General features: G+C 68.3%; 18 protein-coding genes, 1 tRNA gene and 1 pseudogene. 5 read left to right on the forward strand and 15 right to left on the reverse strand.

What is annotated here, in order from left to right; all coding sequences use genetic code 11:
* The first annotated feature begins 865 nt into the window (after positions 1-865).
* A complete protein-coding gene (locus ACWEKM_RS07575; protein WP_451620235.1) occupies positions 866-1,120 on the forward strand; it encodes a type II toxin-antitoxin system VapB family antitoxin in 255 nt (84 codons plus the stop codon).
* Positions 1,120-1,539, forward strand: coding sequence for a PIN domain nuclease (locus ACWEKM_RS07580; protein ID WP_185012373.1), 420 nt, complete (start codon positions 1,120-1,122; stop codon positions 1,537-1,539). Before ACWEKM_RS07575 ends, ACWEKM_RS07580 begins: the two co-directional genes overlap by 1 nt.
* Before the next feature lie 205 nt (positions 1,540-1,744).
* Here ACWEKM_RS07580 and ACWEKM_RS07585 read toward each other — a convergent pair whose 3' ends face one another.
* Positions 1,745-4,027: a 2OG-Fe(II) oxygenase gene (locus tag ACWEKM_RS07585; RefSeq protein ID WP_451620236.1), complete on the reverse strand. Its 2,283-nt coding sequence runs from the start codon at positions 4,025-4,027 to the stop codon at positions 1,745-1,747.
* A gap of 161 nt (positions 4,028-4,188) precedes the next feature.
* On the opposite strand from ACWEKM_RS07585, the gene ACWEKM_RS07590 reads away from it, so the two are divergent.
* The gene (locus ACWEKM_RS07590; protein WP_451620237.1) at positions 4,189-5,358 is read left to right on the forward strand and encodes a hypothetical protein; all 1,170 of its coding nucleotides are present in this window, start codon (positions 4,189-4,191) and stop codon (positions 5,356-5,358) included.
* 7 nt (positions 5,359-5,365) lie between these two features.
* On the opposite strand, the gene ACWEKM_RS07595 is transcribed toward ACWEKM_RS07590, so the two are convergent.
* From ACWEKM_RS07595 to ACWEKM_RS07620, 6 genes are all read right to left on the reverse strand, one after another.
* Positions 5,366-5,644 (reverse strand): hypothetical protein, encoded by a 279-nt coding sequence (locus ACWEKM_RS07595; protein ID WP_451620238.1) that lies wholly within the window; start codon positions 5,642-5,644, stop codon positions 5,366-5,368.
* Positions 5,645-5,686: 42 nt separating this feature from the next.
* Positions 5,687-6,652, reverse strand: a complete 966-nt coding sequence (locus ACWEKM_RS07600; protein ID WP_451620239.1) for a hypothetical protein — start codon at positions 6,650-6,652, stop codon at positions 5,687-5,689.
* An 868-nt stretch (positions 6,653-7,520) separates the two neighbouring features.
* Positions 7,521-8,381: a DUF6801 domain-containing protein gene (locus ACWEKM_RS07605; protein WP_451620240.1), complete on the reverse strand. Its 861-nt coding sequence runs from the start codon at positions 8,379-8,381 to the stop codon at positions 7,521-7,523.
* 49 nt (positions 8,382-8,430) lie between these two features.
* Positions 8,431-11,334: an NACHT domain-containing protein gene (locus tag ACWEKM_RS07610; RefSeq protein ID WP_451620241.1), complete on the reverse strand. Its 2,904-nt coding sequence runs from the start codon at positions 11,332-11,334 to the stop codon at positions 8,431-8,433.
* Complete coding sequence (locus ACWEKM_RS07615; RefSeq protein ID WP_451620242.1) at positions 11,331-11,633, reverse strand: trypco2 family protein; 303 nt, start codon at positions 11,631-11,633, stop codon at positions 11,331-11,333. The genes ACWEKM_RS07610 and ACWEKM_RS07615 overlap by 4 nt, the downstream gene beginning before the upstream one ends.
* 1,253 nt (positions 11,634-12,886) lie before the next feature.
* On the reverse strand, positions 12,887-13,153 hold the full coding sequence (locus ACWEKM_RS07620) for a hypothetical protein (protein WP_451620243.1): 267 nt from the start codon (positions 13,151-13,153) through the stop codon (positions 12,887-12,889).
* A 9-nt stretch (positions 13,154-13,162) separates the two neighbouring features.
* Between ACWEKM_RS07620 and ACWEKM_RS07625 the strand changes: the two genes are divergently transcribed.
* On the forward strand, positions 13,163-13,462 hold the full coding sequence (locus tag ACWEKM_RS07625; RefSeq protein WP_451620244.1) for a hypothetical protein: 300 nt from the start codon (positions 13,163-13,165) through the stop codon (positions 13,460-13,462).
* Positions 13,463-14,712: 1,250 nt separating this feature from the next.
* Here the strand turns inward: ACWEKM_RS07625 and ACWEKM_RS07630 are convergent.
* The 7 genes and pseudogenes from ACWEKM_RS07630 to ACWEKM_RS07660 form a co-directional block, all read right to left on the reverse strand.
* Entirely contained in the window at positions 14,713-15,177 is a 465-nt protein-coding gene (locus ACWEKM_RS07630; protein WP_451620245.1) for an SMI1/KNR4 family protein, read from the reverse strand.
* Positions 15,178-15,711: a hypothetical protein gene (locus ACWEKM_RS07635; RefSeq protein WP_451620246.1), complete on the reverse strand. Its 534-nt coding sequence runs from the start codon at positions 15,709-15,711 to the stop codon at positions 15,178-15,180.
* Positions 15,690-16,331 (reverse strand): hypothetical protein, encoded by a 642-nt coding sequence (locus ACWEKM_RS07640; RefSeq protein WP_451620247.1) that lies wholly within the window; start codon positions 16,329-16,331, stop codon positions 15,690-15,692. Before ACWEKM_RS07640 ends, ACWEKM_RS07635 begins: the two co-directional genes overlap by 22 nt.
* A gap of 16 nt (positions 16,332-16,347) precedes the next feature.
* A complete protein-coding gene (locus tag ACWEKM_RS07645) occupies positions 16,348-17,868 on the reverse strand; it encodes an RHS repeat-associated core domain-containing protein (protein WP_451620248.1) in 1,521 nt (506 codons plus the stop codon).
* Positions 17,869-18,445: 577 nt separating this feature from the next.
* Positions 18,446-19,837 (reverse strand): annotated as a pseudogene (locus tag ACWEKM_RS07650) (RHS repeat-associated core domain-containing protein); the annotation flags it as partial.
* Positions 19,838-19,972: 135 nt separating this feature from the next.
* Positions 19,973-21,439, reverse strand: a complete 1,467-nt coding sequence (locus tag ACWEKM_RS07655; protein WP_451620272.1) for a LamG domain-containing protein — start codon at positions 21,437-21,439, stop codon at positions 19,973-19,975.
* Entirely contained in the window at positions 21,418-23,499 is a 2,082-nt protein-coding gene (locus ACWEKM_RS07660; RefSeq protein WP_451620249.1) for a hypothetical protein, read from the reverse strand. Before ACWEKM_RS07660 ends, ACWEKM_RS07655 begins: the two co-directional genes overlap by 22 nt.
* A gap of 773 nt (positions 23,500-24,272) precedes the next feature.
* On the opposite strand from ACWEKM_RS07660, the gene ACWEKM_RS07665 reads away from it, so the two are divergent.
* Positions 24,273-25,466: an ISAs1 family transposase gene (locus ACWEKM_RS07665; RefSeq protein WP_451620250.1), complete on the forward strand. Its 1,194-nt coding sequence runs from the start codon at positions 24,273-24,275 to the stop codon at positions 25,464-25,466.
* Positions 25,467-25,799: 333 nt separating this feature from the next.
* Here ACWEKM_RS07665 and ACWEKM_RS07670 read toward each other — a convergent pair.
* Positions 25,800-25,876 (reverse strand) — tRNA-Thr (locus ACWEKM_RS07670).
* Positions 25,877-25,972 lie beyond the last annotated feature (96 nt).

A 25,972-nucleotide genomic window follows, 5' to 3' on the forward strand; every position in this document is an offset into this window, starting at 1 on the left:
GCCTCAGGATCTTGGGCCCGGACCAGCGCGCGGAGCGTCTCCTCGCGGCCGTCTCAGCAGGCCATGTGACCCTTGGCGTTCGTGTAGGTGCTCGACGTCTCGTCTCCGAGCCCGCCTCCCAGGTCAAGGGCGGTGCTGGCCCCCCCAGTTCGCCCGGGGCACCCAGAGCTGGCGTTCCGCTTCGGACGCTGTGGCCTGAAGTTGCGGGCTTCCGGGGTGCTCGCTCCGCAGACGGCGGATGTCCTTCATCCGCTGCGCCATGCCCTTGTCTCCGAGGCGCCACCGCTGTGATCGACGGCGCCCCGACGTTCCGGCCGGACGGGGCGCGGCCATTACGCCATCGCTTCCCCGTCCGGACGTTGATCCCGACGATCCGGCATGCCTCCGCGTTGCTCACACCCTGCGAGAAAGCCCAGGTCAGCTGCGTCTGACCCGGGCCATCAAAAGAGCCGCTTTCGGGATTCGAACCCGAGACCTACGCATTACGAGACCACGAGCACTCGTGTTATGCAGTGCCTCGCCATGCTGTCCGGTGACGTTTTTGCTGATCAGAGCATGTGCGCCAGGTCGACTTGTGCCACCCCGTGACGCACCGTCCAAAGGCGTCTGTCCACCGGCTGTCCACCGACGGGGCTGCTTGGCCAGCCGCCTCTCACCATCCCGTCGCTTCTGATGCAAGCCATGACAGGGGCGAAGCCTGACATGAGGACGACTGTCCATCTTCCACAAGGAGTGACCGCGCGGCATGTCGCCATGAACGCCACAGCCTCCATCCACGAGGGGGATCCCCGATCGAAACGATATCTGCCACAGTCGATGAATGGTATCGTTTCACTAGCGGAAGCATCTCCGAGAGGATCTCCACATGGCCAGAACCGTCATCGACCTCGATGAAGACATGGTCACCGAGGCCATGCGCATCTTCGGGACCAAGACAAAGGCCAAAGCCGTCCGCCTCGCCATGGAAGACGCCGTCAAGAGGCACCTTCGACAAGAGGGCTTCGACGCCATGGAGGCCGGCGAGCTCGACTTCAGTGAGATCGTCGAGAACACCGGGCCCCGCAACGCGGACGGCTCCCTCAAGCGCGACGGCGACCGGGACGGAGGCCGGACCGCCTGATGCAGGACCGCTACCTGATCGACAAGTCCGCCCTCGCCCGCTGGACGAAGCCGAACGTCAAGGACGTACTCAAGCCCCTGCACGAGCGCTACCTCCTCGCCGTGTGCCAGCCCACCGAGTACGAGATGATCCACTCCGCACGGGACAGCTCGGAGGCGACACGGATCAGCACCTGGCTCCACGCCTTCGACTACCTCCACGCCGACGACCGCGCCTTCGCCCGCGCCCTGGAAGTCCAGCGCCACGCCCTCAACGCGGGTTTCCACCGTGCTCTGTCCCTCCCCGACCTGCTGATCGCCGCCACGGCAGAACTGCACCAGCGGACGGTCCTCCACTACGACGGCGACTTCGACATGATCGCCTCCCTCACCGGCCAACCCACCGAATGGGTCGTCCCGCCCGGCAGCGCCGACCGTTGAGCAGGTCGAGCCTCCCACCCAATCTCGCAGGGTGGGTACATCTCCTGCGGTAGCTCGGTGCCCGGACGGTCAAGCTCGGGGGCGAAGTCGGTCACCGGTGATGACTTTCCGCGCCGGTGGCAACGCCCTGGCGGTCACCTCGGTCGACGAACCGGTTCCGATGGGGCATATCCGCGCGACGAGGCCACCCGGCCGGAGGCCGCGGTCATCCGTTCCGCAGCGACATCAGCCATGCCAGGTCCGCCGCCGCCTGACGGCGGACCGTCTGCTCGCGGGTGAACAGCTCCTGGGTCTTCGTCAGCACGAGCGTGTACGGGCGCCCCTGCCGCCTGGTCTGGTGGCGCACCGGCAACTCGGCCGAGTCGATCCTCGTGTGCACATGCCGTCGCCCCTCCTTCGCCAGCGGCCATTCGAGGACCTGTCGCGACCGGGAACCGAGGAACGCGCCAAGGGCACGGCACAGCTCACAACCGCACCCGGACCATGCCACCGACCAGTCGTCGGCAGCGCGTGGCGCCCGCTCGCACACCGCGCGAAGCCGGTCCGCGCAGTGCCGCGCGATCGCGTCGAGCCCCGCCGCGCTGCACACGGAGGACGCGCTCGCCTCCGCGGCGTGGCGCAGCAGCGGCATCAGGCACTCCAGTACCGTGTCCCCGCACTCGCGCAGCGCTGCGAGGATCCCGTCCCGCAGCTCTTCATCGGCCGCCACGAGTACGCGTCCGAGTGGCAGGGCCAGCTGCCGCAGCCGCGTACTGCGGGTCTCGGCAGGCCCGGTCGTTGTCCACAGCCGCAGACCGCTGTCCACCGCGGCCCAGACCCCGGCGGACAACAGCCGTGCCACCGCCGACGCCCGATGCTCACGAAGCTTCGCGCACAGCTCCGGCAACCGCTCGGTCCACTCGTACCGCATCGACTGGAGGTGGTGCTCCGACGCGAACCAGGCGTCGACGACCCGGCGCATCCACCCGGTCCCGTACCGCTCGGCCACCGCGGCGAGTCCGTCCGCGTGCTCCGGGCCGAGCGCACCCGCCTGGAACGGCTCCAGCAGCATCGCCGCGGTCTCGGCCGCGTCCAGGCCCGCGGCCACCCGCAACGCGCTGTCCAGCAGGTCGGGTTGCGGACAGATGCTCTTCCAGAACGGTGCCAGGGATCGGGCCTGGTCGCGCGCCCGGTCCACATCGCCCCGCGCAATGACGACGCGCAGTTCCTCCAGAGCCCACCGCGATCCCGCCTCGCCGCGTGCCGCGAATGCCCGCTCACGCGGCCACACGACGACGGCGGCCCGCCGGTACCACCGGTCCAGCGTGTTGCCGTAGTTGCCCATGTAGCCCTCGTACTGGGAGTCGTAGGGCGTCAGGTCCGCGTTCGCGGTGCTCGCGCACACCTCGTAGTCGTGAACCCGCAACGAGATCTCTTCGCCACCGGTGCCGTCCGGACCGGTCCACCAGCCCAGGGTGATCTCGTCGTCGACCAGCTCCTGCAGGACGTAGTCCCCGTCCTCGCCCGCATCGCCGCTCTCCTCCTCATCGTCCTCGTCGTACCCGTAGTCGTCCCAGGGATCCTCCCCCTCGGGATGGGCGTCCCAGGTCTCCTTCACCTCGGCCAGGGCCAGCACCGACTCGCACCCGGCCTGCCCGGCGGCAGCGCGCAGCAGAGCGGCACGCCCCGCGTCGGCGCCCTTGAGCCGCTCCCAGCTCAGGCCGCGCTGGGTGTACTCGTGATCGAGCAGATACACGAGCCGGTTCGGCGGCTCCAGCTCACGGGTGCCGTAACGCGGCTTGGCCGGCGAGCCGAAGTGCCGGCCCAGACTGTGCGCCAGCTCCGCCAGCGGCCCGGACACCTCGCCCGACGTCCCCGGCTCAGCAAGCAGGTTGAAGGTGAGCGTCACCCGGTACCCGGAGCGGACCGGAGTGACCTGGTGCCGGCAGTCGGCATAGAAAGCGACAAGCGTCAGATCCGTCTTCGAGGCACGGTAGGCGCACTTCCGCCCAGCATGCTCGACGACCAGTTCTCCCCCCGTGTGCGCCGAAGGCAGGGAGACCACCAGCGTGCCCACCATCGCGTCGTCCTTCTCCGAATCCTGGTGCGGAAGGAAGAACTGGCCCTTGCCGTACACCAGCATCGCGTGCGGCTCAGCCCGCAGCCGCGTCGCCGACGGGAGACCGAGAGCGTCCCGGAAATGCTCCAGCGCGCCGCTCAGCAGCGACGACCAGGAAGGACCGGCAAGGCTGAGCTGATCCGGCAGGATCTGCCAGGTGTCACGCACACTGGTGTCGCTCAGCGTCTGTTCGCCCCGCCCGAACAACGCCGGCCGTGCCTCCGAGATCAGCCGCTTCACCTGTGGCGCCCGTAGCGGAAGGCGCACCGGCCCGACCCCGGCCACCTCAAAGCCCAGGCCGGCCACCGGCGCCTCCAGCCGGGCGCTGAAGGCCCCCGCCGCCTTCGCCCCACCGAGCAGCCTGGCCAGCCGTTCCCTGGGTGTCACCATCACACGCCTGCCCTCCGAACCCTGCCGGCCCGTCGTCCTCGCCTCGATCCTACGAACCCGACGGCACCGCCAGGACCGTAACCGTGGATGGGCCCCGAACGAGGGGTCCCGGCCCATACCCGCCATATGAGCCGCAGCGCACAGCGGTAGTCTGCACGGCCGTGAGCGAGTACCAGTACTACGAGTTCCAGGCCATCGACCGGCCGTTGACCAAGGACGAACTGGTGCAGGTGCGGGGGCTGTCGAGCCGGGCCACGATCAGCGCGACGCACTTCGTCAACGAGTACCACTACGGCGACTTCCGCGGCGATGAGCGCAAACTGATGGAGCAGCTGTACGACGCTCACCTGTACTTCGCCAACTGGGGATCACGGCGCCTGATGCTGCGCCTGCCCACCGCCCTGCTGCCCGCCCGCAGCGCCGAACCGTACTGCGCGGAAGACGCCTTGACCCGCTGGACCAGGAAAGGACACCTGCTGCTCGACTTCTCCTACCAGGCCGAGGACGGCGGCGAGTGGGACTTCGAGACCTCCTTCACCCTCGCCTCGTTCACCACCTTGCGTGCCGAACTCGCCGCAGGCGACCTGCGCCCCCTCTATCTGGCCTGGCTCTCCGCACTCACCCGCTGGGAGCTGGAGGAGGACGTCGACGAGGACGAGTACACCTCCACCCTCGAACCGCCCGTACCTGCCGGCCTCGCCCACCTCACCGGCCCGCAACAGACCCTGGCGGACTTCCTTCACGTCGACCCGCGTCTGCTCACCGCGGCTGCCCGCGCCAGCGGTACCGCCCCTTCCCAGGCGATCGACAAGGACGCGCTCGCCGCCTGGATCCGCGCCCTGCCACCACACGAGAAGGACACCCTGCTGCTGGACGCTGCCCTGGGCACCGCCCCACAACCGGGCCCCGCCCTGCTGGCCCGCCACCGCACCGCGTCCCACGGCACAGCCCAACCGTCCACCGCTGCCCGGCGCCGCTCAGCCGCGGAACTCCTCGACGCCGCCCACGAGGTGCGCACCGAGCACACCCGACAGCAGGAACAGGCCCGCGCCCAGGCCCGCCGAGCCGAACAGCGGGCTCGCGAGAGCCACCTGGACCGCCTGGCCGAGAACACCCAGCAAGCCTGGCAGGACATCGCCCACCTGATCGGGAAGAAACAACCCGGCCCCTACGACACCGCCGTCACCCTCCTGAAGGATCTCCGCGAGGTCCACGACCGGGCCGGCACCCCCGAGGAGTTCGCCCGACGCCTCCATGACCTGCGCGAACAGCATCGCGGCAAGCCCTCACTGATGCGCCGCCTCACCGACGCCGGTCTGACAGCCCGCTGAGCCGCGCTCAGATGCGGTCGCGTGGCCCCTCGGCCAGGACGCGGAGCGCCGCGAGGGCAGCCAAGCGGCCTGCGGTGGACAGGGAGATCGGGGCGTCGACGGACCGGTCCCGCTCGTCGAGGTAGCCGAGTTCGCGGCCGGTGTGCCAGAACCTCCACAGCAGCCGCTCGGTGTCCTTCACCTCCATCGCGGTACCGTCATCGTGGGCGAAACCCGCAGCAAGCACCGGATGGACGGCATCGCGCAGGTCCTCGCGGAGCCGGGGCTCGGCCCACAGCGCGCCCAAGGCGCACTCGGCCGCCTGCCGCTCCGCCGCGGTGGTGCCGAGTCAGGCCAGCGCGGCCGTATGCTGACGCAGCTGGTGATCCGCCAGCTGGGCGCGCCCGGCCGCCGAGAGCTTGAGCGTGCGATGGCGCTTGGTCACCAGCCGGTGGGTGCGTGCGAGTTCGTGCAGGTCGGCCAGCTGGAACAGGTCCGCCTCCGAGCGCGGTCCCTTGCCGATCGGGTACCAGTGCGAATAGCGGGCGAACGCGGCAGCCGCCACCGCCCGTGGCAGGTAGCCGGCCTGAGTCAGGGTGACACCGCCGCCGATCTGCTCCAGCAGCCACCGCAGCGGCTCCGCCGTGTCCACGGGTGCCGCGGCCGGCTCCTCCAGAGCAGGCAAGGCGACGGCGAGCAGAGCGCGGCGCTCGGTCGGGGGCGCCGCGGCCCACAACCCGCGCCGTTCACGCCGCACGGCCTCCAGCGGGGCGCGGCCCTCGAACCCGGGCTGCACGGTGGTGAGCCAGTGCTGGACGAACCGTCGGCGCGCGGCCGCGAACGTACGCACGTCCGGGTCGAGCTCGCCCTCGTCCAGAACCTGCTCCAGCCGACGTTCGAGATTGGCACGGGCCAGCGCTTCCCGGACGCCCATGACCTGCCCCCAGCTCAGCTCGGGAACGTCCGGCGGAGTCGTGGGCGAGGCGGCCGCGGCCTTGTGGTAGGCCGCGAAACCCGCCTCCTCGGAGCGCTGCCAAGCCGCCAGTACCTGAACTGTGGTCGCGCTCGCACACACCGCGGCGGCCCGAACACGGCCGACTCCGGCCAGCAGATCGGCCAGGACGGCGACAGCCCGCCGCTGCTCAGGGGCGTCCGCGTGCCACTTGCGAGGCAGCTCGTACCAGCAGAACCGTTCGACCTCGGCCGCCGAGAGCGCGACGAGCGGGTCACCGTCGGGCACCAGCCAACCCAGCAGGCGCTGCGCCATCGCCTCGTCCGCCACCAACGCTGCCACCTCCACCGCACTCAGGCCCACCTGCCGATCCTCCCACGAACGGGAGTCCCGTCTGCGGGCGTCGCTGCGGCGAAACCTCACCAATGAACATCGCACCTCGGTAGCCCGGTTTTCCCTCAGCCTGTCGGAAAAGCACAAGCCGTACGCCGCCGACCACCATTCCCAAGGCACCGGAACCCCGCGGCTCCCCCAGGGTCGGCGAGGCGGTTCTGGCTGACCGTCACGCACGCTTGTCCACCGGCCGTCCACCGGCACATTCGCCCGCATGGGCACCCGAAGCGCTCAGTACATCAAATTCGCTGGTCAGAGCCCTTTCACGGCAAACTGGCAACCGAGAGCGAACCTACGCATTGCGATGCGCAGACCACAAGTGTCCGATGTGCCCGAATTCCAAGGTCAACGAAAACAAGAAACCCCAGTTCAGAGGCCTAACCCGAGGTTCACCATGGAGCCGCTTTCGAGATTCGAACCCGAGACCTACGCATTACGAGACCGTGAGCGATCGTGTTGCGTGTGCCCCGTCGTGCTATCCAGTGACACTTTTGCTGATCAGAGGATGTGCGACGGGTTGACCTGTGTCACCCCGTGATGCACTGTCCAAAGGCGTCCGTCCACCGGCTGTCCACCGGAGGGGCTGTCGTCGGCCCACCAGCGGGACTGAAACTGAGCTCCAGTCCCGCTGGAAACCCGTCGGATCTACGAGCGGAGGTTACTGTAGGAAATCCACAGTGGACTCGGGGTCCGGTCAGCGGGAGATTCGCCTTTCCCCCCTGTGCCCGGGCTGGCTGCGGTGCCCCGATCTCGGTGGCGAACGTGTGCAGTTCCTCGTGCCCGGGCAACTCGGTCAGGGCCTCGCCGACAGGGTGCGGGCCCGGCCGCACGACGGCCGTCACCCACGGCGGCGGCGCTTCAGCCTCGAGCCGAAGAGGAAGGCGCCACCGCCCGCGACGAGAACGCCGGCGGCCAGCAGAGTCAGACCCTTGGTGTCCTGGCCAGTCGTCGCCATGGTGCCCTGCACCGTAGTGTCGGCATGGGATGGCGACACAGCCGACGCCCCGGCGGAGGCCGAGCCGGTCGTGGCGCCCGTGCCCGAAGTGCCGGACGAGGCCGAGCCGGTCGTCGTATCTGTCCCTGTGATCGCGAACGATGCTACGACGGGCGACTGGTGGGCATCGAGCTTGCATGCCGGGTTGACCCGGCCCACGGGTTTGCCGTTCGCCTGCTTCCCGACGAGCGTCAGGTTGAGGTCGCCGACGGCGATCCGCACAGTGCCCCGCTTGCGGAAGGTGCGAGAGGGGACGGTGCCAGCCGCCGTGACGGCAAAGGCACGGTCGGCGTTGGGAATGGTGACCTTGTTGATGCGGAAGCGTACAGGGACTCTGAAGATGCCCTCCTGCGACCGCAGTTCGACATTCGTGTCCACCGTTCCCTCAATGGACTTCAGGTCCGCAAGGAGTGTGTGGATCAGATGTGTGTCTTCCTTACTCGCCGTCGTCGTCGCGTCGAACGTTAATTCCGGGCTGGGCTTGCCGACTGCGACCGAATCCGGGACATCCGTATGGATCTCCATCGGGACGGTCCGGCTGACCACAGAAACCTTGCACGTGTAATTCAGCGTGATCGAGGCCGGGCGCGCGGACGCGGTGCCGGCCCCGGGAGCGCCCACGATTCCGACCGCAACTCCTGCTGCCGTCACGACCCCAAGGGCGAACCTTGCCCTTGCCCTTCCCGAACTGTTCCCGAACCCCATGAGTTGTCCCCAATCAGTCGATCGATTGATCAATTGCGATATGCATCGGTCAACGCCTGTCGAATATCGCTGTGTCCATGGCGACGCTCGTCCGCTCTCCCATGGTTCCCGGCTTGCCCACCGAGTGAACTCCGCGGCTGGTGATGTCCTGGCGCGCCCTGTAGACGTGGGCCAGGTGGGTTTCGAGCCGAGCATGACGGAACTGGTAGACCGCACCGGCCTTGCGCAGTACACCTCGATCATGGGCGTCATCCAGGAAAGCGATCACTGCCCAGGGCAGACGCCCGGTCAGCGGCAACCACATGCGCGACAGGGCCGCCCACTGACCCCAGGCGGTGAAACTCAGCCCGTACCCGAGCCCGCCCGCGAACGCGCCCTCGATCCCGAAGACGAGCCCGACCAGCAGCCCGAGCACGGGCCCGGGCGCGAACCCGCCTAGTCGCCCGGGCGCGAGGCCCATGGCGATCCCGGCCGGGACCCCGAGCACGAGCAACCACACAAGCATATGGACGAATGCGTTCTTGCGGTTCGTCCTCAACAGGTCCGAGGCGCTGATAGCGGATGTGGTGTCAATAGGGGTTTCAAGCCACGCCATGATGGCAAACGCGGTTCCGGCACCGAAACCGATTTCCACCGGAAACAGCAACGCCCCCCTGATGCCGCCGCCGACTCCGTCGTCGAACCCCAGCGGTCCGACGATCAATCTGTCCATGAGCACCAGCACGACTGCGCTCGGCACCCCGAACACGAGCCCCAGCATGAACCTCCGGGCGATCTCGGCACCATTGCGCCGGGTCTCGCCGAAGATCTGTATGCGCAGAGTCGACGGCTTGGACCCCGCCCCTCTGGGCGCGAACTCGTACACGAACGCGAACACCAACCCGGCCACCAGTCCGTGCAGGAGCCAGACCAAAAGCCCCCGCACGATCGCGAACCCGAGCCCACGCGTGGTCGCGATCAAGTCCACGGGCAGGTTCCCGATCCCGGTCGGCACCCCCAGAGCCATCCCTGCGAGGAACCCGATCACGAGCATGCGGGTGGAACGGCGCATCGTGGCGCCCAGTTGCCACCAGGCGAGGTCATGGGTCTTGAGTTGCTCCAGGTGTGCGGCGAGGTAGCCGAGCCAGTGCTGGGCCTGTTGGGGCGTCCAGTGACGGCGGTGACGGGGACTGTCGGCGTCACGATCGTCATGCGGCGCGGCACTGTAGACGGCAGGGATGAATGCGTCCAGGAGATGGTCTTGCAGGGCTTCGGGCGTGGGGAAGTGCAGCAGCTTCTCGGGGTCGCGTCTGGGAGCGTCGCTGTAGATGGTGCGGGCCAGGGAGACCATCAGCGGGGTGGTGAGAACCTTGGCGAGGTTCGCCGTGCCCTGGCTGTACGGCCCTTCGCGCAACCGGGCCAGGACGGCATCCCATACCGTACGGTCCGCGCCGCCCTCTCTGATCGTCCGGCTGGCGCGGATCAGGTAGTCGGCGTAGTCGTCTACCGTGAGGTCCTCCAACTCGATGACCGCGGCGGCGGTGAGCACGTCGGAATCCTCGGAGCCGTTGACGGCCTCGGTGTATTCGTCGGGGCGGCTGGTGAGCAGCAGCGGCAAGGTGGTGGCCTGGTTGAGCGCTTTGAGCGCCATACCGTGCAGGCCGCTGGGGATCTCGTCGAAACCGTCGAGAACGGGCAGGATCTTGCCCGTGTCGACAAGGACGCGGGCCAGATTGCCTCCGCGCGTGGCTGGAGCCGCGAGGAAGGGGTGGTCACGCACCAGCTGGGCGCACATCCAGTCGCGCAGCGAAGTCGCCGCCGGATCCCAGGAACCCAGGCCGAAGATCACTGGTACCAGGTCGCCGGGGGTACGGGTATCGAGCCAGTCGACGAGGAAGCGCAGGGTCAGGATCGACTTGCCCGACCCGGCCTCACCGAGCACCACCAGCCGACGGGATGGGACGAAGGTGTACGCATCTACGATCTGGTCGAGTTCGCCGGCCAGCGGGAGGGGCGTTGCCGCCGCCCCGCGCGGGAGCCGGCGGATGTTGGCCCAGTTGTCGAAGACATTCCGGTCGGTGCACCGAAAGCGCACGGGGAGCGGGAACGGGTCGTGCACCCGCCGCTGCTCCTCCTCCCTACGCCACTGCTTGGAGACCTCGTCGGCGAGGGCCTCGGCCGGGTCGCCCTCAGCCGGCGGTGGATGTGGCGGCGGCGGTGGGAGCCGCGTGAGGTGGACGGCGCGGGCCGGCAGGCCGATCAGGTCGCCCAGTTGATCGATCTGGGCTTGGGTGAGGTGTTTGTACCAGCGTTGCACCCGGCTTGCCGTGAGCCTGCCAGCTCCGTCGGTGAGGTGATGCGCGCTGATCACTCCGATCAGGTACCCACCGCTCCACACCGCGGCTCCCGACATTCCCTCCCATGGGGAACGGCCCTCCGGATCAGGCCCCGGAGCGCCCACGGAGATCTCCAGAGTGCCCTTGCGCAGGTCCGCCCACGGCGTGGTCTTGCCCTGCGCATGGTGGGAATCCCGGTACCGTGCGGCCCTGTTGATTTCCGACGATGCGTTGTCGGGGCGTAGCTTGAATTTGGGGAACCCCAGCGCGTCGCAATCCACCGGCTGGGTGATGAGGCCGTACCGCACCGGCGGGACCTCGGCCGCGTAGAGCCCGCTGCCGCCCGGGTCGTTCGAGATCTTGAGCACCGCGACATCGACGTCGGAGTCCTCCCACAGCGGCTCCGGCTCGCCGGACAACTCCATTACGTCACCGTCCTCGGTGAGAAAGCGCAGCGTGACCGAGACCGCGTCCCGCACCACATGCGCGGCTGTGAGTACCGCGTTCCCGCTCACGCGGTAACCCGATCCGCGCCACTCCTCGCCTCCGCGCCGGGTGATGACGACCTGGACCACTCGACGTACGTCGAGCTCGTCCGGCCCGGGTGTCCCCGATGCACTGCCGTCCGCAGTGCTCATTGCTCGTTCGGGCCAGCGCGGCCGGAGACGAGTGCTGGCCGGTCAGGCGACCCTTGGAGGGTCGGCTGCAAAGTCAGTTTGACCAGTTGCGTCGAGGTGGTGTTCATCGTCGCGTCCGCACCGGACTCGACCACCCAGAACCGTACCTTCGCCCCCGCGTGCCCGGTTCGCTCCAGAGCGACCGACAATTCCAGCTCCATCGTCCCCAACTCGAAGCGCAGCGTCTCACCCTCCGCCGCGACGATCGCCTGCTGCAATTCCTCCCGCAAGTCCCTGATCACACTGGCTAACTCGATCACCCACGCCCCCTACACCGATACCAGTTGTCAGTCGCCAACGACTCTAGCCCTGTCAATCGCCAGTACGGAGCGATTCGGCACGGTCGCCGCGACCCCCAGCTCTCCAAGGAACTTCACGCGAGCGGCGTCGACCTCGTCACCTTGGACGTGAGACCTGTCAGGATCGGACAGCCCTGCCGCCGCTGATGACCCCATCAAAGATGGTCGTATTTCATCCGTCGGCCCAGGGACAGCGATAGGCCCCTGACAGAAAGTTCCGCCACGAGCGGCTTCAGGATCACCTCATCCGCACCCGTTCCCGGGCCTAAATCGTGACTGCCCCATTGCGGACACGGGGTCCACTCTTTATACGGTGGTCCAAATGCCGTAACAGAAGGATAAGGTGATGTTACGCCAGAATATCGGCACCGGCCGTCCGACAGCCTGGGCATGCTGAGCAGCGACCGTCGCGGGGGCGGCCGCGTTCGTTGGACTTCTCAGCGCCGGGCCATCGGTCGCAACGTCGGTTTCGGTTACTCCGAGGTATTCCTGCACGTTCCCGCTCATCGGCCCCGCCCCGGTCGCGATGACGATCACCTCGGAAATCCCGCAGGTCACGGTCGGTGTACCCACCGACCAATTCGTCGTCCATGCTTCGGCGCCGGTGACCGCCGTTGAGGCGACGCTGCTATGTGGCCGAACACGTTCACCTCGCCCTGCACGCTGGAAGCCGGGCAGAAAAACGCCGTGGCGTCCTTCGCCATCACAGCGCCGCCGCCCGGCCCCACCCCCATACCGCTGAACCCCCACCCCACCCCACCACGCCGACGCCCGGCCCGAAACCCATCACTGCATCACCCACGCCCAACCCCGCCAATACGACGCCGAATCCCAGCCCCACCACGACAACGCCCAACCTCAGCCCCACTCCCACTCCCACTCCCACCACCACCCACCCCAGTCCGCCGGAGCCCCACCGGCAGAGCATGTATCTGCCCTTGGTAGTCGGCGTGCCGCTGATCGCAGGCGCTCTGATCGCGGGCGGCGTCTACTGGATCAGCAAGTGCCGCAGGCACCGGGCCACACCCGGGTGACTACGGCCGTGGAAATAAAGGCCATTGACAGCAACCTGGGCCTCCCGACCCAACGAGGACGCACAGCGGCTATCCGCAATCTTGTCTCCAGGACCCGACCCCGGTGGTCGCCCGAATGCTCGGCTACAACGACGACACCACAATCCGCCTCACCGAAGAGGCCGGAGGCACCTTGCGCCACTATGCCCCTGGGGACCACGCGAGGTCGGCGTCAGCCGGGAGCAGGCCGAGGAACCAGACGATGGTGTCGGCCCAGAACTCCGGGTCCCCATCGCCGAGGATCAGGTTGCTGCGGTCGTAGTAGCTGGCGGTACGGGTCATGCCCTCCAGGTCCATCTGAAAGTCGAGGTAGTCCTCGTCGGAGACCGGGGTGTGGTGCGCGAAGATCTCGGCTGCGGCCAGCGCTCCCCCAGCCGAGCCGCGAACTGGTCCAGCGTCAGCGGCCACGTCCGGGGCATGGGGGCGGCGACGAAGATGGTGGTCATCATCGGGGCTTCTCCTCCGGTTCCATCGCGGTGGCCCTGGCCGGCCGAGCGGACCACCCTGCTGGCCCTGGTCATGGCCCTGCCCGAGCCCGCTGCCATGCCGCGAGTACTCGGGGTCGAGGAGTTCGCCCTGCGCAAGGGCCACCACAACCGCCCGCCGACCGCACCGTCCGCGAGGTGGCGCCGGTATCCGCTGTGCCACCGCAGGGACGGCGCTCCGCAGTCCGGACACGGCACCATCCGACCTCCGGGTTCGAGCCACGATGCGTAACCCCCCAGGGGCTCACTTGCTCCACGAGCACCCCGCCCAGGTGCGGTAGCACCGTCTTCAGCAGCTCCTCACACGCGGCGAGTATCACGCCGCCGATGACGGAGCATCACCGACGCACAGAAGCATGATCGGCTTCACGGAAATCTTGGCAGAGCCAGAATTCAGGCGTCGCCGAGAGGATCTTTTCAGCGACCTGCGAAGTGCGGTCCTAGAGATCACCCACAGCCTCAGGGAGTGGATCAGAACCATATGTCGTGGCCACGGTCAGTCCGGCGCGCGAGGCCAGAAGCACCGCCAAGCATCCGAGCCAAAAGCCGCCACTCTTGTCGGATACTCACGAGAGCGTCGGACCACGGACAGCACTGCCGCCATGAGCCAAAGAGCCAGTCGTCCTCGTCGGGATCTGAGCAGGACTGCACCCCGCTGCACGGCTGTCCACCGCTTGTCCACCGGAGACCCGCGATGCTAGGCGGATCCAGCCGCCCCGAAACTCAAAAGACCAGTCAGAGGCTTAAAGCTGGATTCTCGTCACAGAAGCGACACCTGAGACCTACGCATTACGATACACAGACCACACGTGCCCGATTCGCCCGGATCCCAAGGTCAACGAAGGGGAAGAACTCCAGGTCAAAGACATGACCCGGGGTTCATCATGGAGCCGCTTTCGGGATTCGAACCCGAGACCTACGCATTACGAGACCGTGAGGGATCGTGTTACGTGGTGTTCCGCCGTGCCGTTTAGTGACGTTGTGCCTGATCAGGGCACGTGCAACAGGTTGACCCGTGCCGCCCGATGCTGCACGGTCCAAAGGCGTCCGGCCACCGGCTGGCCACCCCGGGCATCCGTGCTGTATTTCGGCACCGGCTCATATGTACTGTCGCACCTCCACAGGTCACGGGCGTCTGTGACAAGCCTTGGCAGCGAATGCAGCCCCGGGATTCCAGGTACCAGCCGGCGAAAGCTCGCAGGTGGCTCAACGAACCGTCGCGGCATCCCGCATCCCGCGGAACCCTCTCTGCCGGCCTTGGGTGAGACGCCCTGCTTCGGCGGGTTGGCCTCAGAGGGCACGACAGGAGAGCCACCCCCTCATGGCCAGCACCAAGGCCGCCGGATCCGACCCGGCTCCCCGGCCGAAGCGCCGCACTTTCAGTCCCGAATGCAAACTGCGGATCCGTGGACGACGAAATCCCTACCCGGCGTCTCGGCCCGTTCGTCGAGCGTCGCCCGGACGGTGACGTCCATCGCGCCCTCAGACCGACTTCACGAAGTCGTACAGAAACGCGCTGAAGGAGTCGGCCACGCGTACCGGCCCGGCGGGGTCCTCAGTGAGGCAGTGGACCGCGCCGTCGGCCAGGTCGACGTAGTAGTAGATGTAGCCCTGGTGGGAGGCGACGAGCAGGGCGCGGCTCAGGTCGCAGTCGATGCCGAACTCCGCGCACATCGCCTCTGCGCCTGCCCGGATACCGAGCACCGCCGGGTGAAAGACGGTCTCCCCCGCGAGCGTCCGCCCGCAGCCCGCGCCCATGCACCGCAGGAACTCGGCGTATTCGGGATCCAGCGGCGCCTCCTGGTCCCGGGAGATCTCCTCCAGCTCGCCCTCGGAGAGACCCCGGGACTCACGGTCGTCGACGAGACCCTCGTCGACCAGCCGCTCGTACACCGTCCGGAACGGGCCCTCCGGGTACGCGCGTCGATCGGCGGACAGCCCCGTCACTCAGCCGCCTCCGACGCCCAGCTGGTCCAGCAGCCGGAAGAACAGTTCCTCCGCGAAGTCGCTGTCCTCCTCCGCGAACGTCGCGAGGAGGCCCGGTGAGTCGGGGGTGAGGCCGGCTTCCCGGGCCCAGGTGACCGCAGCTTGTGCGGCCGACTCCGGGAGGGGGAACTCGGCGTCGAAGTCCTCGTCGTCGTCCTCGCAGTAGGCCTCGGCGGCCTCGCGCGCGAGGCAGGCCCGCCAGTGGCCGCCCGTGCTGGAGTACCCCTCGACGAAGACTGTGTCGCTGTCCAGCACGAAGCCGGTCAGCGCCGGTGCCCCCGTCTCCTCGGCCAGTTCCACGAGCATCGCCGGGCCCTCGCTGGCGAGTTCCGGGCCTGGGTAGCGGCCGATCTGCCAGCCGCCGGGGCGGTGTTCGTGTTCGTCGATGCCGTCGTGCCGTTCGATGACGGCTTGGAGGTCGTCGAGCGGGGTCTCGCTGCGGCACACGACATAAGCCCCCCAGAAGCCCACGGTCAGGCCTCTCCGACTGTGCATCGCTGCAGTCGCTGTCGCGCCCAGGCGACGAAGCCCGGGAACACCCCGTCCGCCTCGGCCTTATCGACCAGCGCGGCCACGTCCGCGACCGGGTCGTCGTCGATGCGCAGCACGATCTCGCTCTGTGCGGCGCCCCACAGCCTGACCAGTTCGCCGTTCGGGTTGGTGCGGGTCTCCTCCAGGAGGGTCTTGCGGTCGAGCAGCCGCGTCATGCGCGGAAGGTCCTCCTCCACGAGGACGCGGGCGAGTTCCCGCCCGCACAGATCCCGCGTCCGCGGCTCCGTGAAAGCCCACCGGGACCTGAACGGCATCTCCTCGTCGGGCTCGTGGGCGACCTCGGCCGGCGGGATCACGGGGCAGGTGGCAAGGGCGCCACTGGCATCGGGGGCCGGCGGGTCGACGTGCTGCCGCTTGACGAATTCCCAGTACGGCAGCGGGACGACCGAGAAGGTCACGTCGAAGACGTGCCTGCCCGGATCGACGGCGTGGGTCTCGAACTGCAGGAACAGGTGGTCGCCGTTCCCGGCCGCGAAACGGAAGGTCCTGCCCTTCTTGGTGAAGCCAGCCGTCTTCATGACCGGGGCCACATGCTGTTTGACAAGGGTGTCCAGGGGATTCATGTCCGCCGCTTCCTGCTCACGCCGCCAGTTCGAAGAGACTGGCGGCGACGGTCGCGCTCACCGATACGGTCGCCGCCGCGCCGCCGCCCTCGACGACCACCGGCGCTGCCACGATGACAATGGGTACCAGCAACGGCCATTGGTTCACACCGTCCGTCGCCTGGGGCACGATACCGAGTCCGGGTTGGTCGATGGTCCCCGGATAGGGGCCCGGCCCCGGACCGGGTGTGGGCTGTGGCACGGGCTGGGACTGCTGCTGGGCCACGGCCGTCGGGCTGGAGCTCAGCACTCGCTTGAACTTCTTGTTGTTCGGCCTGCCGTAGATGACGGCCCCCGGCTCCGGTCCGATCACCTTGTCGCCGTTCACCACGTTGTACGGGCCGCCGATGGTCCAGCCCAGCACCGAGTTCTTCCCGTCGGCGCGCATCCGGTTGACGTAACACTGGGCCTCGGGAACGGCCTTGGACGCCACTCCCGCCGACTTGACCTCCCAGACGTAGTAGATGTCGTGGTTGGGGTCGTAGCCGACGATGTCCGGCACTCCGTAGCTGCACGACGCTCCGGGATTCTTGCCGGGGTACATGCACTTCTTGCTCGCACCCGGTACCTGCATCGAGGTGAAGATCTTGAAGTTCTTCACGCCCAGCGCCTTGACCTGCATCTGGATCACCTTGATGGCCCGGTCGCGGGCCTGGTCGTGCCGGGTCGTCTTGTTACCGGTGGCGGCGGCCGGCACCGGCGGCGCCGGACCGTCGTGGCTCGACCCGTCGTACCGGTCGGACTCCGGGTCGTTCTCGGGCTTGTACGTCCCGTACGTGCCGTTGCTGCCCGAGCAGTAGTGGGGGTAGCAGGATTCGAGGCCGGTGGGGTCGGACTGGGTGACCGGGTTGTTGTTGGCGTAGGTGTAGCCGTTGAGGGACTGGCCCTGATCCGTGGTGAGAACCGGGTCGACGCTGATGAAGCGGCCGGTGACCGGGTCGTACTCGCGGGCGCCCAGGTGGGTCAGGCCGGTGTCGGTGTCCGATGTCTTGCCGAGGAAGCCCTTGTCGTCCGCCCATGTGCCGGTGCCGCCGGAGCGGTTCCCCCCGAAGGGGGTGCTGTAGCGCTTGGTGACGGACTGCGTGGTCGACTCGACCGCCAGGGTGGAGGTGCCGTGCCGGTCGGCGGCGAGCCAGGTCAGGGTGTCGGTGCCCGACTCGTTGCTGCGCAGGGCGACGGTGGATGCGCCGGCAGTGTAGTAACGCTGCGCCCAGTACTTGGCGGTGGAGGTGCTGGTGTCGAGGTGGACCTCGGTGGCGCCGAGGTAGAGGATCGTCTCGCCCGTGGTGTCGCGGCGGATGAGGAGGCTGCCGTCGGCGTCGTACACGTAACCGGTGGTGCTGCTGCCCTCGACGAGCTTGCCGAGGTCGCCCTCCTCATTCCAGACGAGGGACTGGGTAGCGCTCCCGTCGGGGCGGGTGGTGGTGTTTCCGGTGGTGTCGTAGACGTAGGCGGGCGTGACGCCGGTGCAGGAGGTGGCGGTGGTGACCGCCGCCAAGGCGTGCGTACGGGTGCTGTCGTAGCAGTAGGTCTTCTTGGTGTCGCCGCCGGTGGCGTGGGTGGTCTCGGTGGACCGCAGACCGGAGTCCTGGTACTCGTACGACGTCCAGTAGGAGCTCGCCCCGCCGAGGTTGGCGGTGGTGCGGCCGGTGGCCGAGCAGTCGGCGGTCTTCGGGGTCCAGGCCTCGGTCAGCCGCTGGTGTCCGTCGTAGGCGAAGCACTGGTTGTCCGCCGCCGAGGTCCCGCCGCGCGTGGTGGGGTCGAGGACGGACGTGACGTTACCCGCGTCGTCGTAGGCGTAGTTGAGCTCCTGGAGCTCGTAGCCGTGGGTCTGGTCGGTGACCGCGGACTGCTTGAGGCGGCCGGTGCCCTCCTCGAAGGTGTTGGTGATGTACGCCTTCTTGGTGCCGGTGGCGGAGGAGGTGCCCAGAATCAGCTGTTCGGTCTCGCCCAGTGCCGAATAGCTGGTGCCGAGGACGTAGCCGCTGGCGCCGGAGACGGTGGTGGGCAGGCCGACGCCGTTGTAGTCGGTGTTGATCTGCTCAACAGCCAGACCGCCGGCGGCGGGCTCCTTGGTGTTTGGTCTCCGGCGTGTACCAGTACGTCATGGCGTTGCCGTTGAGGTCCTCGACGTAGTCGAGGTTCCAGCGCCAGGCCTGGGTGGCGGAGCGGTCGGCGAAGGCTGAGCCCTGGTCGTAGCCGGGTTCGCCGGAGTCGTCGCCGTAGACGGGCACGGTCCACACGGAGTTGGTGCGTTCGGTGCCGGCGCCGGTGAGCTTGTTCAGGCCGAAGACGTACTTGGTGCCTTCGCCGGTCGTCACCGTCCAGTACTCGCCGTTGCCGTCGCCGTTGCCGTCGCCGTTGTCGGCGCCGGTGGAGTGGGTGACGGTGGAGCCGTCGTCGTTCTTCAGCCGCCACACACCGGTGGTGTCGTCCTTGACCAGCTCACTGGACTTGCCGCCCAGGACGAGAGAGGCGTTGTCGTACTTCCAGCACAGGTCCGACTTGCCGCTCTGACCGTCCTTGTCGCAGCTGCCGTAGGACCGCTCGACATAGGACCTGGCGGTGAGGTCGAAGCCCTCACCGACCGGGGTGGACTGGTTGTTGGTCGAGGCGGTGCGCCCGTCGATGCCGTCGGAGTCGTACGACAGTTCCAGGTCGGGCTGGGGGCCGACCGCCGCGGGGGGTGTGGACAGGGGATACGACCAGGTGAACGCTCCGGAGGAACCGCCCGCCTCCCAGGTCGAGGACGAGGACAGCGAGGTCGCCGAGTAGTCGCCCGCGCCGGACTTGGAGGTGCCGGAGGTGGCGGCCAGGGCCAGCACGGTGGCGGAGGAGGCCGGGGCGAGCGCGACATCCGCCGAGACGGTCTGATCGTCGATGTCGTTGTCCGAGACGAGCGGCATACGAGTACGGCAGGCGGCCTTCTCGGCGGTGGTCAAGGCGCAGGCAGGCAGCCGGACCAGCCCCAGCCGCCCCGACCAGCCGCCCCCATACGCCGACGCGAATCCCGAGTAGTCCAGCGTGAGATGGGCCCGGCCCGGCTCCGTGGCCGTCGCCGTCAGCAGGACGCCCTTCACGTCGGCCGCCGCGGTGGCCTTGCGGTCAAGGACGCGGATCGTCGCGTCGCCGCCGGCCACATTGCCCACGCTGCCCGGGGCGACCGTGACCGGCAGCCCGCCGGGCTTCGTCGTCGCGCGGCCCGAGCGGCTGCCGGGTAAGGTGACGGTCGCCCGGGCCAGCTTCGGCCAGGCCGAGTGCTGTTCGGCCGTGGCGCGGCGGGCCTGCCCGGAGTTTTTCGCGCGCGCCGCGGCGACAGCCGTGCGGGCCTTATGCGCGCCCAGCCCGTTCACGGCCCGCACATCGCTGTCCCGCTGCTCGGGCAGGTCCGGCCGACCCAGACCACCGCTCGCGGCCTGCGCCGGCTGCACGGCGGGCAGCGCGCCGGTCGCCAGCGCGACGGCCAGCGTCACCACGATCTCCGCGCGTCTGCCGCGCAGCCAACGAACCACTCTCGTACCGGTGTTCACGACATACCCCTGTCAAGGCACGGCCGCGGGCGCGGCCACGGAGGGAATGGAGTCGAAGGAAGGCGGGCGTCGTCAGCCGCCGATCATGGTGTCGAGCTGGGTGCCGTCGGCCGCCGCGCCCACCCACATCCGGATGTCGGAGATCCGGCCGGGCAGGTAGTGGCCCCAGGCGCTGTTCACGAAGCTCTTGCCGACGGCGAGTTCACCGGAGCCGACGACCGCGGTGTACGGGGTGTCGGTGTCGTTCTGCGTGGAGTCGAGGTAGAGGGCGATGGTGCCGGCCTGCGCGTCGTACACGCCGGTCAGCCGGACCCGGCTGCCGACCACGGCCGCGCTGTCGGAGTCGACGGCGGTGAAGGTGCCGCCCGCGTCCAGGCGGCCGAACCGCCAGAAACCGACCGGGACTTCGTAGGGATTGTCGTCGTCGTCGAAACGGGTCTCGATGCCGGTCGTCTGGTACCAAAGGCCCCAGGCGGACCCGTCGGCGCTGCGCTGGCCGAGAACCTGGCCGATAAAGCCGGTGCCCTTGGCGTTCAGGGCGGTCTGGTCGAGTTCGACCTCGGTCGTGACGGTGAAGGAGCCGGTGTCGTCGAGGACCGGTCCGGCGGTGGTGGCCGCGTCGTCGGTGCCGTCCAGGACGATCGCCTCGCCGTCCAGGGAGGCGCCTCCGGTCAGCGAGAGCGCGCGCCCGTAGCCGGTGACGGTGTCGGCGAGCGACGTGCCGCTCGCCCCCTCCGGGTTCCAGGCGGCGACCATCTCTGTGGCCGTCGCGTTGCTGGTGGAGTCCAGCAGCCTGGCCTCGGTGGCGACCTCTGCGGGTGTGAGCGCCGTCTGGAAGACGGCGGCCTCGTCGATACGGCCCTTCCAGTACTGCGTGTAGTCACCGTAGACGTAGCTCCCGCGGCCGAACTGCAGTGTCCCGTCCGGGGTCTGCTTCTCGCCGCCGGCCGGGACGGCCACCGGGTCGCCCTGGGCGCGTCCGTTGACGTAGAGCTGGATGGTCTTGTCGTCGGCGTCGTAGACGGCGGCCACGTGGGTCCACACCTTCAGCGGCTGGCCTTCGAGGTCGGCCCCCTTGGTGACGTAGTGCCGGGTGCCTGAGCTGTCGGACCAGTTGAAGCGGAAGACGAACCGCTTGGCTCCGCCCGAGTAGTAGAGGACGAACCCGGAGTGGTCGGTGCCGGTCTGGGACATGACCGCCCGGTACGCGGTGCTGTCCGTCAGGTAGGTCCAGGCCGAGACGGTGTACGAGGACTGGGTGTTGACGGCGGCCGAGTCGGTCGCCGCGTAACCGGACTGCCGGGTGGTGTCGGAGGTGTCGTTCAGCCACAGGGAGCGGTCGCTGGAGCCGCGGCGGCCCCAGCCGGACCAGCCGGCGCCGGTGGTGTAGAGGGTGGCCGGGTGGCGGGTGCCGGCGGTCGTCGCCTCATCGGCGGCGAGGGTCTCGCCGGAGCCGACCGCGCTGTCGTTGAAGTGCCAGCGCCCGGTGGCGCCCTGGCTCTCCTGGACGTTGAACTTTACGCTCGCGTGGCGCCCCAGCGTCCGCTGCCCACGTTGTCCAGCGCCCGCACCTGGAGCACCTGAGTGCCGGCCAGGTCCGGGGCGATTTTCCGCACCACCGTCGTACCGGAGACCGTGGGCGACCAGGAGGTGGCGGAGGACAGCTTGTAGCGGTAGCCGACGACGGTGGTCGCGTCGCCGGACGCCGGGGCGAAAGTGAAGGTGCCCTTCACGCCGGGTCCGCCGGCTGGCGGACAGTCGTTGGCCGTGCAGGCGGAGTACGGGGTGCCGAAGGTGATCACCGGGGCCTTGGGAGCGGTGGTGTCGACCTTGAAGTAGCACCAGCCCTTGGTCGTCACCGTGCTGTGCGACTCCAGGTAGCCGGCGCCGCCGTTGTAGTAGGAGCGGGTGAACACGGCCATGCGGTACGTTCCGCCGTCGGCCAGTGTCACCGGCGAGCTGACCTCCACCTTCTTGCCGTCGCCCGTGTAGCCGGGGCTGACCGGCCGCACCGGTTCGGTGACCAGGCTCCAGGTGTTGTCGGCGTTCTTCTTCTGCACGTAGAAGTGAGTGCGCAGGTTGGCTTCGGACTCGCCGCCGGCGAGGGTCTGGGCGACCGCGCTGAACGTGGGCGTGGGGTCCGACAGGACATCGGGGTCGCTCCCGTCCGTCTCGCACGAGGAGATCTCGCCGGACAGGACGCCGGGGCTGGTGGGCGGGGCCGGGACGCCCACGTAGTCGACGTCGAGTACGGCGTCGTCGTCGAAGCGCTTCCAGCCATTGGGGTCCGACTCGTTGTACGCCTTCAGCATCAGGGTGAGGCGGGAGAAGTCGCCGGCCGCGAAGGCCTTCACCGTGTTGGTGAGGTTCTCGTAACTCTGCGACGGGTCGTCGTTGAACTCGATGGGCGCGTCCGGCTGGCTCGGGTCGCAGGCGGTGCCTCGGCCGGCCGACGCGGTGCGGTCGCCCATGATGTCCCAGTTGCTGGTCGGGCCCGGCCACCGGGTCGCGGAGGAGATGTTCGGGGTCCGCACCAGCTGCACGGTGGTATGGGTGCACGACATCGACCAACGCTCGGTCACCCGGAACGTGGCGTCGAGGACCCGCTTGCCGCGCAGCGCGGTCGGCGCGAACTCGAAGTACATGCGCTGCTTGTAGCCGGAGCCGCAGTAGTAGGCGTAGCCGCCGGTGACGTAGGTGCCGCAGTAGCCGACGCCCTCGCCGTCGTCGCCGCCGGAGAAGTTGTAGAAGGTGTCGCCGTCGGAGGAGAGCAGGGTGCGCTCGGACTCGCCCCAGGAGACGTCGGGGTCGATGTAGAGCGGGTAGACGGTGTCCTCGCCGGTCAGCAGGGCTGTGTCGGGTACGACGGTGATGGAGTCGGCGTCCGCCGTGACCTGAAGCACCGCGGAGGCGTCCCCGTCGCTGGGCCCAGCCGCCGGGTCGGGGGTGTGGTCGCCGTCGGACGGGACCTGTTCGTCCGCCGCGGTCAGCGACATGGTGGACACCCCGGACACCTTGGACGCCCCGGTCGTACCGGAGGTCGCCGCGTCGCCCGCGCTGTCCCACTGGCGGGCGGTCGGTGTGCGGAAGACGGCGTTGCCGTTGTCGTCGAGGGCGTTGAGACCGCCGCCCGCGCCCTCGCTCAGGGTCAGGCCCTGGACCCGCACGGGGAAGTCGAGCTTCTTCAGCTTGTCGCTCGCTGCGGCCTCGGGCGTCTTGACGACGAGCACCTCGCGGTAGCCCTCGGTGGTCGCGGTCATCCTGAGGTCCACGCCGGGCAGCACCTCGGGGTAGACGGCCGAGGCTCCGTCGAGGGTCGGCTCGGGCAAAGTGCCCGGCCAGCCGACGGTCAGGGAACGGTCACCCTCGGCCACCGTCACGAGGTCGGCGCCGGCACCCCCGCCGGAGAAGGACACGTCCGCGGCGCTCGCCTTCGGGCCGACGGTGCCGTCGGCGCGGCGCTCCAGCGTGGCGTCGGGCTCCGCCCAGGAACCGTCGGACTGCTTCGTGCGGACCGGCACGGTGGACAGGCTGAGGGAGAAGGTGGAGCCGTCCGGGTTGGCGTAGGTCGTGGCGTATTCGCTGCGCTCACTCTTCACCTCGACGCGTTCGCCGCTCTCGACCGCTTCTTGGGCGGCTTTCTGAGCGTCGGTCAGCTCCGGCTGCGTTTACTGCTCTTCGGCGGTGGAAACGGGGGAAGCCGGAAGCGCGTTGAGCGCCCCCATGCCCACCGTGAGGACGGTGAAGAGGGTCAACCATCTTCTGCGCGCAGGTCTTTGACGAGATGCCAGAACAGGTGTCACTACAGCCCCCCGTGAGCCACAAGTCCCCAACTGACGTAGTTTCTATTCCCTTGACTGTCCATAGTCAAGATTGATCGTCGGATTACCCACCCCTAGGATCAATTCCTCGAAATAAAAGGGAAGACAAAAGGAAACATATAGGGAACGAATCCTGAACAGTGGGCGATGACCTGTACACCGGCGGGCAGGAACACTCCCGCCAGGGCACCGGCAACGGACCACTGCCCGCCCTCGACGATGCCCTCCGTACCAACGTGAGGTGCAGGTCCTCAGCGGCCTTCCAGAGGTCCCCAGGACATGAACGAAATCGATCACGACTCGGCATGGACGCCTCGCCGCGCGGCGTCATGCGCGATGCACTCAAGCTGGTGGCGTTGCCGTCGCCCAGCACAATTCATCGTCGGGTGACGCAGGGCTCCGTCAAGTTCCGTGATTGCGTGGAGGGTTGGCGATCAGGCCGGTAGGGGGATAGCAGAGCAGGCACGGGGGTTCGTGATCATTGTGGTGTCGAAGCCAGATGATCACGAGGACGTCCCGTGCCTGCTGTTGCAGCTTCCCCTATCCCAGCCGTGCTGGAGAAGCTGGGTCCGCTGGATACGGACCGGATCGCTGACCTGCGTCCCTACCTCGAATCGGTTCCGGATCCGCGCTCACGCCGGGGCCGGTGGTACTCGCTGACGGCGATCTTGCTGGTGTGTGCCTGCGCGGCCGTCTGCGGCGCGAAGAGCATCGACGAGCTCGCCGAGTTCGGCGAGCGGGCCACGAACTCGCTGCCGGCATCCCTCGGAGTACGCCGTCACCTGCTCGGCTGGCGGCGCAGCCCCAAGCCGGTCACTCTCGGACGCGTCCTTCAGGCACTTGACGGCGACGCCCTGGACCAGGCCGTGGGCGCCTACCTTGCCGACCGGCACCGCATCACCGCGTCCGCGGACATGCCCAAGGCCCGATCGCGGCAGATCGTCGCCGTGGACGGCAAGGCCCTCAAGGGCTCAGCCCGCCTGGCGGCGCCGCGCCGGCACCTGCTCTCGGCGGTCACCCACGACCGCACTGCCACGACTGCCCAGGTCGAGGTCGGTGCGAAGACCAACGACGTGCGCCACTTCAAGCCCCTGCTGGCACCCCTCGACCTCGCTGGCACCGTCGTCACCTTCGATGCCCTCCACTCGGTGAAGGCCAACATCACCTGGCTGGTCGAGACGAAGAAGGCCCACTACATCGCCGTCATCAAGACCAACCAGCCCACCGCCTACACCCAGCTCGCCGCCCTGCCCTGGACCTCGGTCAAGGTCCAGCACACCGCCTCCGCCACCGCCCACGGCCGCCACGAGTCCCGCTCGATCAAGACCTGCGCTATCGCCGACAACCTCGGCGGCATCGCTTTCCCCCACGCCCACCTCGCCATCCGGGTCCACCGCCGCCGAAAGCTCACCGTCCGGCCCGAAACCCGCGAGAACGTCTACGCGGTCACCAGCCTCGCCGCCCATCAAACCCGCCCCGCCGACCTCGCCGCCATTCGCGGGCACTGGGGAATCGAAAATTCCTCCCACTACATCCGAGATGCCACGTTCGCTGAGGACGCCTCGACCATTCACACCGGCACCGGACCCCGCGCCATGGCCACCATCCGCAACCTCGCCATCGGCACCCTGAAGATCCTCGGAGCCGACAACATCGCCAAGACCACCCGCGTCATCCGCCACGAACCCGAACGAGCACTCGCCATCCTGGGCATCATCAACAACCCAGACACTCAAGGAACTTGATCAAGCCCTGCGGGTGACGCCCTCGGAATCGCACCCATTGTCGGGATACCACAATCAACGTTCTCCTGTGAACCGCCCATCTCGCGGCTGACCGGGAGCCGGTCTGCACGCTCGGCCACCACACGGCCACCGCGCCAATCCGAACAGCCCGAAGAAGAGCGACCGCGAGAAACAAAAGACCAGCTCACAGCCCCGCACAACAGAGCCGCCACCGACTGTAAACCTCAGACCTACGCATTGCGATGCGCAGACCACACGTGCCCGATTGGCCCGAATTCCAAGGTCAACGAAAGCAAGAAACTCCAGGTCAGAGGCCTGACCTGGAGTTCATCATGGAGCCGCTTTCGGGATTCGAACCCGAGACCTACGCATTACGAGTGCGTTGCTCTGGCCATCTGAGCTAAAGCGGCACGCCGTCCACACCCATGGTGCGATCAGCAACGTCGGCAAGTCTACACAGTTTCCGAGGGTGCTTCGCACACGCCCCGGAGAGGGCGTCCCGGGGC

This window comes from Streptomyces sp. NPDC004752, assembly GCF_053601275.1.

What these genes read in the sequence shown, in the direction of transcription:
- ACWEKM_RS07575 (WP_451620235.1), top strand. Translation starts at nt 866, where the DNA reads ATGGCCAGAACCGTCATCGACCTCGATGAAGACATGGTCACCGAGGCC.
- ACWEKM_RS07580 (WP_185012373.1), top strand. Translation starts at nt 1,120, where the DNA reads ATGCAGGACCGCTACCTGATCGACAAGTCCGCCCTCGCCCGCTGGACG.
- ACWEKM_RS07585 (WP_451620236.1), bottom strand. Translation starts at nt 4,027, where the DNA reads ATGGTGACACCCAGGGAACGGCTGGCCAGGCTGCTCGGTGGGGCGAAG.
- ACWEKM_RS07605 (WP_451620240.1), bottom strand. Translation starts at nt 8,381, where the DNA reads ATGGGGTTCGGGAACAGTTCGGGAAGGGCAAGGGCAAGGTTCGCCCTT.
- ACWEKM_RS07610 (WP_451620241.1), bottom strand. Translation starts at nt 11,334, where the DNA reads ATGAGCACTGCGGACGGCAGTGCATCGGGGACACCCGGGCCGGACGAG.
- ACWEKM_RS07625 (WP_451620244.1), top strand. Translation starts at nt 13,163, where the DNA reads ATGGGGGCGGCGACGAAGATGGTGGTCATCATCGGGGCTTCTCCTCCG.
- ACWEKM_RS07635 (WP_451620246.1), bottom strand. Translation starts at nt 15,711, where the DNA reads ATGCACAGTCGGAGAGGCCTGACCGTGGGCTTCTGGGGGGCTTATGTC.
- ACWEKM_RS07640 (WP_451620247.1), bottom strand. Translation starts at nt 16,331, where the DNA reads ATGAATCCCCTGGACACCCTTGTCAAACAGCATGTGGCCCCGGTCATG.